The sequence below is a fragment of the Ammoniphilus sp. YIM 78166 genome, assembly GCF_004522215.1.
GTDB lineage: Bacteria > Bacillota > Bacilli > Aneurinibacillales > RAOX-1 > YIM-78166.
Genome location: NZ_SDLR01000008.1, coordinates 54,822 through 69,167 on the forward strand (window position 1 = coordinate 54,822; position 14,346 = coordinate 69,167).

General features: G+C 44.6%; 13 protein-coding genes. 10 read left to right on the top strand and 3 right to left on the bottom strand.

The annotated features are described in order from the left end of the window. Positions 1-27 precede the first annotated feature (27 nt). Positions 28-723: a class II aldolase/adducin family protein gene (locus EIZ58_RS27455; RefSeq protein ID WP_134704175.1), complete on the bottom strand. Its 696-nt coding sequence runs from the start codon at positions 721-723 to the stop codon at positions 28-30. Positions 724-899: 176 nt separating this feature from the next. On the opposite strand from EIZ58_RS27455, the gene EIZ58_RS27460 reads away from it, so the two are divergent. From EIZ58_RS27460 to EIZ58_RS27495, 8 genes are all read left to right on the top strand, one after another. Next, positions 900-1,835, top strand: a complete 936-nt coding sequence (locus EIZ58_RS27460) for a LysR family transcriptional regulator (protein WP_134704176.1) — start codon at positions 900-902, stop codon at positions 1,833-1,835. Then, complete coding sequence (locus tag EIZ58_RS27465) at positions 1,786-2,697, top strand: LysR family transcriptional regulator (RefSeq protein ID WP_167578004.1); 912 nt, start codon at positions 1,786-1,788, stop codon at positions 2,695-2,697. The genes EIZ58_RS27460 and EIZ58_RS27465 overlap by 50 nt, the downstream gene beginning before the upstream one ends. 96 nt (positions 2,698-2,793) lie before the next feature. Continuing rightward, positions 2,794-3,351 (top strand): cupin domain-containing protein, encoded by a 558-nt coding sequence (locus EIZ58_RS27470; protein WP_205672371.1) that lies wholly within the window; start codon positions 2,794-2,796, stop codon positions 3,349-3,351. 50 nt (positions 3,352-3,401) lie between these two features. Beyond that, the gene (locus EIZ58_RS27475; protein ID WP_134704179.1) at positions 3,402-4,010 is read left to right on the top strand and encodes a cupin domain-containing protein; all 609 of its coding nucleotides are present in this window, start codon (positions 3,402-3,404) and stop codon (positions 4,008-4,010) included. Between the two features lie 69 nt (positions 4,011-4,079). After that, complete coding sequence (locus EIZ58_RS27480) at positions 4,080-5,588, top strand: tripartite tricarboxylate transporter permease (RefSeq protein WP_134704180.1); 1,509 nt, start codon at positions 4,080-4,082, stop codon at positions 5,586-5,588. Positions 5,589-5,606: 18 nt separating this feature from the next. Further along, entirely contained in the window at positions 5,607-6,083 is a 477-nt protein-coding gene (locus EIZ58_RS27485) for a tripartite tricarboxylate transporter TctB family protein (RefSeq protein WP_134704181.1), read from the top strand. Between the two features lie 36 nt (positions 6,084-6,119). Beyond that, positions 6,120-7,175 (top strand): tripartite tricarboxylate transporter substrate binding protein, encoded by a 1,056-nt coding sequence (locus tag EIZ58_RS27490; protein ID WP_134704182.1) that lies wholly within the window; start codon positions 6,120-6,122, stop codon positions 7,173-7,175. A 71-nt stretch (positions 7,176-7,246) separates the two neighbouring features. After that, on the top strand, positions 7,247-8,416 hold the full coding sequence (locus EIZ58_RS27495) for an MFS transporter (RefSeq protein ID WP_134704183.1): 1,170 nt from the start codon (positions 7,247-7,249) through the stop codon (positions 8,414-8,416). 31 nt (positions 8,417-8,447) lie between these two features. Here the strand turns inward: EIZ58_RS27495 and EIZ58_RS27500 are convergent, their stop codons facing one another. Continuing rightward, positions 8,448-9,227 carry an IclR family transcriptional regulator gene (locus EIZ58_RS27500; protein WP_134704184.1) on the bottom strand — a complete coding sequence of 260 codons (780 nt, stop codon included), beginning with the start codon at positions 9,225-9,227 and terminating at the stop codon, positions 8,448-8,450. Between the two features lie 206 nt (positions 9,228-9,433). Between EIZ58_RS27500 and EIZ58_RS27505 the strand changes: the two genes are divergently transcribed. Then, positions 9,434-10,969 carry an ethanolamine ammonia-lyase reactivating factor EutA gene (locus tag EIZ58_RS27505; RefSeq protein ID WP_134704185.1) on the top strand — a complete coding sequence of 512 codons (1,536 nt, stop codon included), beginning with the start codon at positions 9,434-9,436 and terminating at the stop codon, positions 10,967-10,969. A gap of 168 nt (positions 10,970-11,137) precedes the next feature. Here EIZ58_RS27505 and EIZ58_RS27510 read toward each other — a convergent pair whose 3' ends face one another. Continuing rightward, a complete protein-coding gene (locus tag EIZ58_RS27510; protein ID WP_134704186.1) occupies positions 11,138-11,911 on the bottom strand; it encodes an IclR family transcriptional regulator in 774 nt (257 codons plus the stop codon). Between the two features lie 438 nt (positions 11,912-12,349). Here EIZ58_RS27510 and EIZ58_RS27515 point away from each other — a divergent pair, with 438 nt between their 5' ends. Next, positions 12,350-14,308 (top strand): TRAP transporter permease, encoded by a 1,959-nt coding sequence (locus EIZ58_RS27515; protein ID WP_167578005.1) that lies wholly within the window; start codon positions 12,350-12,352, stop codon positions 14,306-14,308. The last annotated feature ends 38 nt before the right edge of the window (positions 14,309-14,346 follow it).

The window sequence follows — 14,346 nt, forward strand, 5'->3', positions numbered from 1 at the left end:
TGGCAAGGCAGCGATTTTTTTATTGGGCTAAATCTCCGAACTATATTTGGAATAGTAATAGTCCCAGATCTTTTTAAATTTTTCCTGCCTATAGCCTGAACCGATAAGATCCAGCTGTTCGTTCGACGATAGAGGCTTCGGTTCCCCTATGGCTAGGGCTTGATAGTATCTCCTGGCATTCTCCTCTAGGCAAATGCTTAGGAAGAACACTTCCTCTACCGTTTTTCCCACAACAACGACGCCATGCCCCCTGAGCAGAATGGCTTTTCCATCCCCAAGCGAAGTAGCGAGCGCGTCGCCTTTCTCTATGGTATTGATATGGCGAGGATTGTCATGGACCGGAACGGGGCCAACCATGGCTCCCTTGAGGAATACGGGGATTAGGGGACGATCCAGAACGGAAAATAACACGGCATTCGGCGGATGGAAATGCGCTACGCATCCTACATCCGGGCGATGCTTATAAATTTGAGTATGGATGGCAATCTCTGAAGGCGGAATATCGCTTCCTTGCAGTTTTGCTCCTTCCATCGTGCATAAGAGAATATCGTTGGGGGTCAGCGCAGCCCTGCTGGTTGTCCGTCCATTAATATAGAATCCGTCCAATTCCGGTACCTTCATGCTCACATGGCCGCTGTAATCCCCTAATCCACTTTCATTAATCAGCCGACAAGCGGTGCTTACTTTTGTCTTCGCATCTAGTAATGTACTGGCGGAATTCATATAAAACCCCCTCTTTTCGTGGTATTACCATCATAATACAAATACAGTATGCAATTTCGGTCGGATTTCTAATAGGTTTATTAATAAAACGATTTCTTTCATCTATTCTTTCGGAAAGGTTAATATCGGCATGTGTAGAATTTAAATAGGAAATGCCTAAAAATGGAGGGTTCTGATTGGAAATAGAGCTTCTGAAAACGTTTCAGCATGTCGCTCAGCTAGGCAGTATTTCGAAGACGGCCGATGAAATGTATCTTTCCGTTTCAACGGTAACATCGAGGATCCAAAAGCTGGAGGGCCAATTGAATATTGAACTCTTTCACCGGGTTGGCAGGCGACTGCAAATCAGTGCGGACGGCAAAAAATTCTTAGTCTATGTGGAGCGTTTTCTGAACATTCTTGATGAAGGCTGCGAAAAAATCTCAGTCTCCAAAAAAGAGGGGGAATTGAACATCGCGGTTTCATCCAATATCACGAATTACATTCTGCCCGGCCTGATCAGAAGGTTCAAAGAGCAGCATCCCTATATCAGGATTAGAATCGTTCAAAGCTCCAATCATCAATTGGTGGATCGGATCAGCGATGGGTATATGGAGCTTGGCATTGCCAATCACTTTGTGAATGAAGGCGGCGTAACGAGCCAATTATGGTTCAAGGATAGAATTGTGCCCATTCTCGCCAAGGGCCACCCTCTATCTGAACGCAAGACACTATGCCCGGAAGATATTAAGCCTTATCTATTTATAGGGTATGCTAGCCATACTCGCAAATGGAAAGTGATCAAGGACTGGTTTGCCCATGCGGGGATTGAACCCCGTGTCGTCATTGAAGTCGATGAGGTGGGTCTAGTGAAAAAATTTGTGAAAAAAATGGGCGCTATCACCTTTTTGCCCTATATTTCAGTCAAAAGGGATTTGAATAAGGGCAGCCTGATCACCATTCCGCCAAATCCGCCGATAAAGGAGAGGGATACCGTTTTTGTGTTCAAGAGAAATCTGGAACTCTCCCAAGCCGCTAAGCTATTTATGGAGTTCGCCCAACATGCAAGAGGGGAGGAGCATCATGGAATTGCTTCATTTGGAAACCTTTGCGAATCTGGTTCAGTATCGTAATTTTAGTCTTGTAGCTAAAAAAATGAATATCTCCCAACCGACCGTAACCGTTAGAATAAAAATGCTAGAGGAAGAATTGGGCGTTGACCTGGTCATCCGCGTGGGCAGAAAAGTAGAAATTACTCCAGCCGGACAAGCCTTTTATGATGCCGTCGACCGGTCTTTGCGCGTTCTACGCGATGGGCTGGAAACGATGAGCAATCCTAGGGAAAACAGCAAGCCTCATCTTTCTTTAGGCGGAACCCATACCGTCAGCTACTATTTCTTATCTGAAATGATCCCGGATTTTTGCCATCAGCTTGACCTGGACCTGTCTCTTTACACCGGTCAGACCGCGGAAGTATTTGAAATGATACTAGATCAGGTCGTAGATATGGGATTTGTCTGCACGAACCTGGAGCATCCTGATTTAATCAAAACCAAGCTTTATCAGGACCTGTTTTATCCTGTTGCTCTTCCCTCACATCCTCTGGCCAAGGAGATAAAAATCAGAATTCTTGACTTGAAGGATGAGCCTTTAATCACGTATCAAAAAGGCAGAAGCCTAAATTATAGAATTGAAAGTTTGTTCAGGGAAGAAGGCCTGCGTTCCAATACGATTATGGAATTGAAATATGTAAATAGCATTAAAAAAATGGTTCTGGAGGGAAACGGAATCTCATTTCTTCCTTGGATTTCTATAGAAAAAGATGTGAGAAATGGGCAAATGGCCGTGCTCCCTTTGGCTCTTGCCAAACCTCTGGCAAGAGATGTTCATTTCGTTTTCCACCGCAAGCATATCCAATCCGAGAAAATTGTTGCCCTAGTTCAATTCGTCAGGGACTACTTAAATTTGAAAGGATTTCCTGTTCATTCCCAATAATACTAGTGTTATTACATCGCTATGCAACGAAAACAGAGAAGAGTATATACTTGGAAATGTAGAAGGAAAACCAAACGAGAAAAGGGGTTGGAAATATTGGGGCGTGAATCGCATTACACAAGCACGAAACCTAGGGTATTCGTTAGAGGACTGGAAGGCAAGTATAACCTAAAGGAAGAATTGAAACGACTCCGTTCCTTGCCAAGAGTCATCCGTGGGGATGAAATCAAATTTATGGACGGCCCGCAATCCTTCAGCAAGCATTTTGTAGAGCCGGTGGATGGCATGACGCAAACGCTTCACATCCATTTGGAAGAATACGCTCCAGGTGGAACCAATCAAAAGCATGGCCACGTAAATGAAGCTGCATTCTATATTTTGGACGGAAAAGGCTACGAAATCCATGATACGATCCGCTATGATTGGGAAGCAGGCGATGTGGCCATCGTTCATAACAACTGCGTTCACCAACACTTTAATGCAGACAAATATAAGCCAGCTCGTGCGCTGGTCATTAAAACCAAGCCGATGTACCTGTTCATGAATATGCTCTTCCAAAAAAATGTGGTAGCACGCCCAACAGAGCCTACTCCTGAAGGAAGAGGATTTGAGCCAAGGCATTATGAGGATAACTTTAATCATCTGGATGACTAATTTGTGGGTTCTAATATCTGAATAATCTAAAAAGTGAGGGGATTTTAAAGATGGCATGGGATGAATCAAAAAAATGGATTCAAGGCGAAGAAAACCAAAAATTTTATCAGGACCTGCTCGATGATGCGGCCACTAAGCCGATTCGCGACCAGCAGCGGAAAAAAATAGTTAAGCCTAAGGACATGCCGTGGGAAATGTCTCGCCAAGGATTACTAAAACATTTAATCAATGAACAAATGAACACCCGAATGGAAACGGTTGACGCTTATATGCAAATCATTCCGCCGGGAAGCAAATCAGGAAAGCACCGCCATTTAGCGGAAGAATGCCTCTATGTTCTAGAAGGGCAAGGCTATGATTTACATCAGGACTGTGATGTGGAAATCGGGGACGTTTATGAGTTTGTTCCTCAAGATGAGGTGAAGAAATTCGAATGGAAGGCAGGGGACGTCATCTATATTCCCCCAAATACGATTCATCAGCATTTTAATGCCAATCCGGATCGTCCTGTCCGATTGATATCAGCTATTAATCGCATCTATAAATATTGTGGATTAAATGACTTGGAACAAATTGAAAATGCTCCTGAATTTGATGAATCGATAGAGCTCAATGACAGAGTCATCGAGCAATACTTAACAAAAAAGGTAACGAAATAACTCTGCTCGGGCTTGATCATAAATAGATATGGTCAAGCCTTCATTGTAAAAGAGAGGAGGTTTAGACTAATGCAGCCCTTGATAGAGGCGTTTGTCACTCTATTTACAGGAGTACACTTCTGGCTCATGATCGGGGGAGCCCTTTTGGGATTGCTCGTAGGCGCACTTCCGGGACTTGGCGGAGGGATGGCTATTGCCTTGCTTCTGCCCTTAACCTACAGCATGGATCCGGGGATGGCCGTCGTGCTACTGATTACGGCCTATGGGGCCAACCCGTTAGGAGGAAGCATACCTGCCATCCTCATCAATACGCCAGGCAGCGGGGAAAATGCCTCCACTACCTTGGATGGCTATCCGTTGGCTAAACAGGGTAAAGCAGGCATTGCCATCGGAGCCGTCATGATGTCCTCAGCCCTGGGTACCATTATTGGGTTCATTGCGCTTATTTTCCTGATTCCCTTTTCGCGCGAAATTGTCTTAGCCTTTTCCTATCCTGAGTTTTTCATGATGGCCTTATTTGGTTTAACTGTCATCGTGATGGTTACCAAGGGAAATCGCGGAAAAGGCATGATTGCAGCGGGCTTTGGGCTTCTCTTTTCTTTTGTTGGCCGCGAGCCAGTCAATGGAAGTTCGCGTTTTACCTTCCACAATATCCATTTGGAAGACGGACTTGCTGTGGTTGCCGTGGTCATTGGACTAATGGCCTTGGGTGAGGCTATTTCACTGTACGCCAAAAATGAAACCGTTTCAAAAAACGATGAAAACATGAAGGTAGATGGCATTCTCAAAGGATTTTGGGAAGCCTTCAGGCATTGGGGAGTGACCTTGCGTTCCTCCATCATCGGAATCATTATTGGAGCGGTTCCAGGCGTTGGCGGTCAAGTTGCCGGCTTCTTGGCCTACGGTCAGGCAGCCCAATTTTCAAAGCACCCCGAGCGGTTCGGAAAAGGGGCGGTGGAGGGGGTCATTGCCAGCGAGGCTTCTCATAATGCCAAGGAGGCTGGTTCCTTCTTGCCTACTCTGGCATTTGGAATACCAGGCAGCTCTGCGATGGCTATCCTATTGGGAGGGCTTATCCTGCATGGCATCTCTCCGGGTCCGGAGATGATGCTGAGAAATCTGGATGTCGTCTATCTACTTATGGTCGCCTGGATGGTCGGGGGAATCGTGACAGCGATTGCGGGGTCCATAGCTGGAAAATATCTAGTGTTTATTACCAAGGTGCCAAGCCAATACATTGCGCCAGCCATTATCTTCTTGACGATCATTGGCGTATACTCCCTAAAGCAATCCATGGTCGATGTCTTCGTCCTGGTGTTTTTTGGGATGCTTGGTTTCCAAATGAAGAAATACGGATTTCCCCGAGTTGCAATGGTCATCGGGTTTGTTTTAGGCTCTCTGACGGAAATCTCTTTTCAGCAAACGGTAAGCGGAATGGGGTATCTGGGCTTTTTCACCAGACCGTTCAGTTTGATTTTGCTTATCCTAACGCTAGTCGCTTTCTTTTACCCTTCATGGCAAAGCCGGAGGCAAGCGAAAAAGCTGCAAAAGCCATGGCAAGATGAGAATGTGTCATAACGGGAAGGAGATGAACCGATGAAAACTCATTTGGAGGAAAAGGTTACTATCGCATGCTTGACGCTGATCGCCTTGGCCTTCCTGATCATTTGTTTCCAGGCGAAAAGCTTCGCCAGCATCCGTGTTCCGCTGTTAATCCTAATCCCAACCTTTTTGGGATTGCTGTGGCAATTAGGCAAAGCATGGATTCCTGCATGGAAAGAATGGACGCTTCAAAAACAAAAAAGCAATGATGAAGCCTTCCGGATGGATGCTGAAGTCATGGAGGAAACAAGCGAGGAAAAAAAAAGACGGCTCCATTTTTCCCTATGGCTTGTATTCGTCACGGCACTCGTCTACTATCTTGGGTTCATATATGCGATCTTTGCGAGCTTATTATTCTATTTCCGAGTCCTAGCCCGCTTTCCATGGTTAAAGAGCATATACGCGACTGCAGGATATCTTGCATTCCTTTATCTCTTCTTTGTAGTCTTTTTGAAGATGGATTTACTATAATTTACCGAATAAAAAGTGAAGAAGGAGGGTTATTAAATGACAAAAAATCGGATTTCCCTCAAATGGGTGGCAATGATTGGCGCTCTTATGTTTATCGCTAGCGGGTGCGGTGGTGCCCCTTCGTCGTCAAATGAAAGCGCGTCCACGGGCAGCCCTCCTGCAAAGGAAACAACGGCTCCTGTGGATCAGGAACAGAAAAAGACAGATTATCCGAAAAAGAACATTACCTTCCTCGTGGGCAGCAAGCAAGGTGGAGGCTATGACAGCTGGGCAAGAGGCATAGCTCCATTCATTGAAAAGCATCTTCCCAATAACGTGAATATTATCGTCCAAAATGATGGCGCAGCCAATGGAAAAGTGGCGGCAACCAAATTGCACCGGGGTGCTCCGGATGGCTATCTCTTCAATATTGTCAATTCCGGCTTAGCGGCTACCGAAGGTGAACCCGGCGTTGAATATTCTATGAAGGAATGGACTTGGCTGGCCTCATTGACGGACGAGTTTCAGGTCATGGTGGCCAGTCCGAAATCCAACATCAAAACGCTTGATGACCTGCTGGCAAGAAACAATAAATTCATTTACTCGTCCTCCGGCTTTTCAGGGACTTCGGGCACATCCTTCCTCATTTTTAGCGATACATTAGGGCTTGGGTTCGATCATATTTATCATGATGGAACAAGTGAGGTCATTCTAAGCCTCGTGCGGGGAGATTCCGATATTACTTTTGGATCACTGGAGAGCGTAATCGATTATATTGAACGCGGCGATGTGGTGCCGATTGTTTACTTTGGGGAAACCAGACACCCTAGCTTGCCGGACCTCCAAACCATCGTTGAAGCAGGGCACCCTGAGCTGGTTGGGCTTGGCGGGAACCGCTTACTGGCTGCCCCTCCTGGGCTTCCGGAAGACATTAAGCAAATCCTTGTTGCATCGATCGAGAAAGCAGTACAGGATCCAGGCTTCCAGAAATGGTTAGAAACAGAGGAGCGGACCGTCGATTATGCAGGCCCAGAGAAGGCAATGGAGCATGTAAACCGTCATATTGACCGATTTAAGAAGCATGGGGAAATTATTTCAAAGTACAATAACTAAATGGAATATGCTTGCCTTTCCCGGCAAGCATATTCTATTGCCTGTTGGGTTGAGGTGCAGGGAGGTACGGGATGATTTTCTATTACATCTTAATCATGAACGTGTTGAACCAGATTGCCTTTAAAGGAAATAAATTCTTGACTACCTTGTTTGCCATAGAGTTAGGGGCTAGTCCTGTTGCCCTTGGGATTCTAGTGGCGCTTTCGTCTTTATTTCCCTTGTTTCTGGCTTTCCACGCCGGCCGGATTTCAGATGTGTTCGGGAATCGGTTGCCTCTACTTTGCGGGGCTGCGGGAGTAGGGCTAGGATTATTTTTGCCCTTCATCTTTAAGAATTTAAGCATTTTATTTGTTTCCCAAATTTTGATTGGGGCATTTTATCTATTTTTTCATGTCGCGATCCAAAATCTAATCGGGGCTCTAAGCGATGATCAATCTCGAACAAATAACTTTTCCTTATTTAGCCTTGGGGGAGCAGGATCAGGCTTGATTGCTCCCCTCTTCGTTGGATTTTCTATCGACTATATGGGACATTCCTTCACCTATTTCTGGCTTAGCCTATTTGCTTTTATCCCGGGCGTTATCCTGCTTCTGATTCCTCTGCCCCTGGGGCTCACCAGGGAGAAAAAAGAAAAAGTGGCCAAGGCTTGGTATCGCTCCGGCATGATGGAGCTGTTGCGAATTGCTCCCTTGCGCAAAGCCATTTTTACAAGTGGAATCATTCTTACGGCAATTGGGTTTTATCAATTCTATTTTCCCATTTACGGCGCATCCATTGGTCTATCAGCTTCGATAATCGGGATCATCTTAAGTATTTACTCCGGCGCCTTTCTTGTTGTGCGCGTCATCATGCCATTCCTGGTTCGAAAGACGAGCGAGGAAACAGTCCTAGCTAGTTCGATGCTATTCGGAAGCGTTCCGTTTTTACTTATGCCGTCTGCGGAGACGACAGTTGCGCTTTCCTTCCTCTCTTTTCTGCTCGGCTTGGGGCTAGGCGCAGGTCAACCCTTATCGATTGTGTTAACCTACAATCATTCCCCGGAAGGGAGAACGGGGGAAGCTCTTGGGACGCGGGTAACCATAAATAAGCTCATTCAAGTCACTATTCCCCTTGCTGCTGGCTTTTTCGGCTCCACTTTTGGGCTAATGCCTATCTTTTTGGGTACCACTGTACTGCTGTTATACGGAGCTGGTAGCAATTCGAAGATTCTTGCAAAGAAAACAGTCCCGGGAGAGAAGTAGGCATGTACCTTTCCTAGGACTGCATTCTTTTTTAATCTTCCATTGAAAGTCTTTCGGAGATCTCCCTACCAGCAGCTTGGGCTTCCTTGATCAGATGGGCTAATTTCTTCCGGTTCACTGCTTGAATGGGAACAGGAATGGAGATGGCGGCAAAAACACAACCCTCAGCATCTCGAATCGGGGCGGCAATGTCAACAATCCCCTCTTGGAACTCTTCCTCACTTACCGCATAGCCTTGGCTTCTGATTTGTTCTAAAGTCTCACGAAAGCGCCTCTCCGTTGTTATGGTTTTCCTGGTGAAGGGTCGGAGTCCGTGATGTATAATTTTGTCAATTAATTCTGCTTCCTGGTAAGCAATAATCACCTTTCCAGAACTCGTACAATAAGCTGGTGCCTTTTTTCCGATATGACCATAGTACTTGACTGCATGGCTTTTTTCGATGGAAAAGATATAAGACACTTCCAGATCTTCAAGAATCATAAATTGAACGCTTTCATTTATCGATGCGACAAGTTTATGAATAATAGGTAGAGACTCAGTAAGGGCGTTTTGCTCCGAGCTTGCGATACTGCTTAGGGTTAGTATTGATTGGCCTAGACGATAACGTCTTGTCTTGGGATTCTGAGTAACAAATTCTTCACTGGCTAAAGTAAGTAATAATCGACTAATTGTACTTTTGCTAAGACCAAGTGAAAGGGATAAATCTGTCACTTTTTTTTCAGGTTCCTCCTGCGAGAAGCTGCGTAAAATACGTAAAGCATTTTTGACGGACCAAAGGAGGTATTCCTCATTTGATTTTCTAGCTTCCATAAGTATCCTTTCTCATTTCGTTATTTGTTAATTTAAAATATTATAAATAATGATACGGGTGTAGTGACCTGTTCTTCTATATGGAAAATAAGGTGATTAAAAAATATAAAAAAACGTTCCGCCTATAAGAACAACCAAACCTACTTTAGTCTAAATTAAAATAAAATTCAAATAACTAATATCTTTATAGAAAGAGGGAGCGTATTATGCACGACCATGAACATGACCACGACCACGAACATGACCACGACCACCATCATGATGAAAATGTGGATGATGGTACAGATGAGGATAATGTCCTCTATAAAATGGAAAATATCAAGCTAGTATCAGTCGGAATTGATATTGGTTCCTCTGGAACACAGGTGATTTTTTCTCTTCTGAAGTTGAAGAGAGCGGCAAAAGATCTTTCCAGCAGATTTGTTGTGGTTTCAAGGGATTCTATTTATCGCTCACCGGTAACTCTGACCCCCTATATAGACTCCGAAAAAATTGATGACCAAGCAATTGGAAAAATTGTAGGAGATGCATACACGGAAGCGGGGATCAAACCAGATGAAGTACATACAGGTGCTGTTATCCTAACAGGCGAAGCGATTCGACGACATAATGCTCGGGCGATTGCAGATGTGTTGGCGGTGGAAGGCGGACAGTTTGTTTGTGCTTCAGCAGGACATAATATGGAAGCACTTTTGGCTGCTTATGGTTCGGGCGCCTCCCATGAATCCTATGAACGGGAATGTCGGATACTTAACATTGATATCGGTGGAGGCACAACAAAACTTGCCATTGTGGAAAAAGGAAGAGTAGTAGAAACGGCTGCCGTTCATATCGGTGGGCGATTGATTGCTTATGATGAAAATAATCGAATTACTAGATTAGAGCCAGGAGGAGCCTTTATCGCCGAGAAGGCAGGTATTCCACTCCAACTCGGCGATAAACTTGAACCTGAAGCACTTGGAAAGATTACATCATGGATGGCTCAAGCGATTGTGGATATCATCCAAAACGAACAATCCGACTCGCCGTTGATGGAACTCTACTTGACTGCTCCCTTGATGAATGTGGGAAAGATTGGAGGAGTCTTGTTCTCCGGAGGGGTTGGGGAGTATGTGTATGGCCGCGAACAGCGATCATTTGGAGACTTGGGTAAGATGCTGGGACATGCGCTAATGCTGAAGGGAGCAACCGGTGAGATTCCTTGGCCTTTGCTTCCGGCAAAAGAGTGCATCAGAGCGACAGTAGTCGGAGCTTCAGAATTTAGCGTTCAAGTCAGTGGAAATACATTGTACCTATCCAATGAAAGCTTGATTCCCAGAAAGAATTTGCAGGTATTAAAACCTTCCTACGAACTTAAGGGCCCCATAGATTCCATCAGCTTGGCACGATCTATAAGGGAGCATTATGAAGCATTTGATTTGATAGAGGGGGAGTCGGAGGTCGCGCTTGCTTTTCAGTGGGTGGGAGAGCCTTCTTACGAAAGGGTATCTGCTTTCGCCGAGGGTCTAGTTGAAGCCCTGCCCCAGACCATACAGAATAAGAAGCCAATCTACGTAGTCTTGGATGGTGACCTTGCGCGGACTGTAGGATCTATCCTTAAAGAGGAATTCCATGTTGAAAATGACTTGCTCACGATTGATAGTATTACCCTTCAAGACTTCGATTTTATTGATATTGGGCAAATGCTTCAACCTTCAGGGACGATTCCCGTTACGGTGAAGTCATTGATTTTTCAGTTATAAATAGTGAAGGAGCTAATCTAATGGACACGCAAAGTGACCATAGAAAGAGCTCCTTTTTTTGTATGTGCTTCTGTGTTAATAGTTCTTCTGATTCGCTTGGTACAACCATGCAATTTTATCACTGGTAATTACTCCTACTCCTACGACTGGATCCCGCATTCCGTTTTTTTATCCAAAATAACCTAAGTTATCCGAGATCTCATTGGCCACTCGAACAAGTTCTTTAGATATAATAGGGATGTTTCGCTCTTTTATTCGGTCTTTCGGGCCGACGACATTAATTGCTGAAATCACGGATCCTGTATAGTCTCTGATTGGAGCAGCGATGGAGAGAATGCCATCACCTAGCTCTTCATTTCCAACGGCATAACCTTGATTCCTGACCAACTTCAGATGGTTTTTAAATGCGGCAGGATCGGTAATGGTACGTTCAGTATAGGGATAGAGTCCTTTTTCAGTGATGAAGCGATCAATGAATTCATCATCTTTATACGCTAAAAGTACCTTTCCGCAACCGCTGCAATGAGCAGGATTATATTTTCCAATATGGGCAAATATGCGGATAGGATGACTGGCTTCAATTTTATGTAAGTATATGACCTCGTATCCGTCGAGCACTCCGATATGCGTAGACTCAGAAAAACGATCAACAAGCACTTTCATAAATGGTAGCGCTTCCCTGTGGAGCTCTAAATTTGTGGTAATAATGGTTCCTAGAGATAAAAAACAGGTTCCTAACCGGTATTTTTGGCTTTCCGGCACTTTGGTAACAAACCCTTCAATCGCCATGGTATGCATGAGTCGCTGGACCGTGCTTTTCCCGATGCCAAGGGATTTTGATAATTCGCGTATCCCTTTTTCAGGCTCTTCCGCGGAAAAGGAACGCAAGATTCTTAGGGCATTCACAACCGATGACAAGATGTAGTCCGGATTGATTTGCATATACTTCTCCTTTCTAATTTTGTTTTGTCCCACATGAAGGGAAGTGCTCCCATAATTAATATATAAACATTATAAAACAAATCATAAAAGAAAAAATAGTCTTAAATTTTTAATTAGTGTCCCGTATGAAGGTTCATAGATCTTTTATGGTGTACGAAATCGAATATAATACTATTAACAAGGTGATAAACAAAAAATAAATACCAAATTGTCCCGCATGAAGGTGCTAGGTACTTTTATACGGTCTAAAGTGAAGGTAGAATTCAGAATATAACCAATACAACAAACAAAAAACAGAATATTGAATATTGATTGTTTAGGTCAGCGTGAAAGAGATGTTGGGTATGGAGAATAAAGAGTTGCTGAAGGGAGTGATGAGACCCTCGGATGAAGGTAGAGGGTGTAGGCCTTTTAAAAAAATCTTTGGTGGTGAAAACAATGTCAGGAAAAGCAAAGTGGTTCACATCCTTGTTCCAAGAAGGGTATAGGGCTGTTCCTCAAGGAATTACTTACTACTTATTTGTTGGGTTAGCACTCGTCCTGTCTGCTTTTGAACTCTGGCTAGGTTCAGTAGGGAATATGAGTCCTTATTATTACAGTGTTGTATTCTTGACTTTTATCCTGCCCATTACCTTATTGACGACGAGAAGCACGAAAAAAGCATCAGCCAATCCAAGTGTTATGGACTATATCTTTGCGGTGCTTACTCTCCTTTCAGGAGCCTATATTGTAATTAACGTCAAGTCATTTCTAACGAGAATCAGTGGGGTGGATCCCCTATCGAACATTGACTTGGCTGCTGCCTTTGTTTTGCTAGCCGCAGTCCTGGAGCTGACGCGGCGGACGCTGGGATTTGGCTTAACAGCTCTTCTCTTAATTGGGATTGGATACGCTTTCTTAGGGCATCTCATCCCTGGAACCTTTGGACATCGTTCGGTAACACTTGAGCGTTTCCTAGAAGAGATGGTGTTTACCGCAAATGGGATTTTTGGATCGCCTGTTCAAGTAGCAGCAACGTACGCGTTCTTATTCATCGCTTTCGGTCACTTTTTTCAGGCCGCAGGCGCAGGACAATTTATTTTCGATATATGTGCCGTGTTTATGGGAAGACGGGTAGGGGGATTGGCGAAGGTTGCTGTTAGCTCAGCAGGGGTATTCGGGAGCATATCAGGAAGTCCATCCGCAGATGTGGCTACAACGGGCTCCATCAACATCCCAATGATGAAAAAAAGGGGATATTCCCCGGTATTTGCTGGTGGCGTAGAGGCAGCTGCAGCATCTGGAGGGACGATCCTACCTCCCATTATGGGTTCCGTTGCCTTTCTAATGGCCGAATTTACAGGGATCGCGTACGTAGATATAGCAATTGCAACGATCTTATGTGCTGTCCTCTACTACGTAGGGATCTACATGCAAGTTCATTTCCGTTCCCTTAAGTTGAACCTGGTTGGCATGGATGATAAAGATATTCCAGACTTCTGGAAAACCTTCAAATCCGGATTCTACTATGTATTCCCAATCATCATTCTTATCTGGGCAATGCATAAAGGGTTTACGCCATCGTTAGCGGCCTGTTATGGGATCGCTGCCATTTTCATCTTTAGCTTCGTGCGCAGGAGCACGTGGATTACACCTAAGCATTTAGTTGAGATATTTACTAGCGTGGTCTACTCCATTGCCCCTTTAACGGTAGCGACAGCTGCGGCGGGAATTATTATCGGGGTTATTAATCTAACAGGAATGGCTGGAAAATTTACTTCTCTCATTTTCACGCTGACTGGAGGAAGCATTCTGCTTTCCTTAATCGTTTCGGCTATGATCTGCATTGTATTGGGGATGGGGATGCCGACGCCTTCCGTGTATGTGTTGGTTGCAGCGTTGGTTGCTCCGGCTCTTATGCAGCTGGGATTAGAATTGTTGCCCGTACATCTATTCCTTGTATTTTTCGCGGCCCTATCTGCCATTACGCCACCTGTGGGTGTTGCAGCCTTTACAGCTGCAGGAATAGCGAATGCAAATCCTCTTTCCATTGGAATTCAAGCGAGTAAATTGGCTTTCGTCGGATTTGTCATTCCATTCATGTTTGTTTATCAACCGAGCTTACTCCTGCAGGGGGATGTAGGAATGATTATTTTCACGGCAATTACAGCGCTATTCGGTGTTTATGCCTTGGCAGCGGCATTTGAGGGTTACTTAATATCCCAGCTGAACCTTGTGGAACGCATTCTATTATTAATTTCAGGGTTAACCATGATCTATCCGGATATCACCCTTAACGCCATTGCGGCCATTGGAATCGCTGTCATTTACATCAGGAGCCGAAACCAGGTGAAACATCAAGTGAAAGTGAAGGCAGGCACAGAAGAACAGCCGGTGGCCCTTACCCATTCTCGATAAGGTAATGCTTAAACCGCATTATTCTATAAATCTATAAA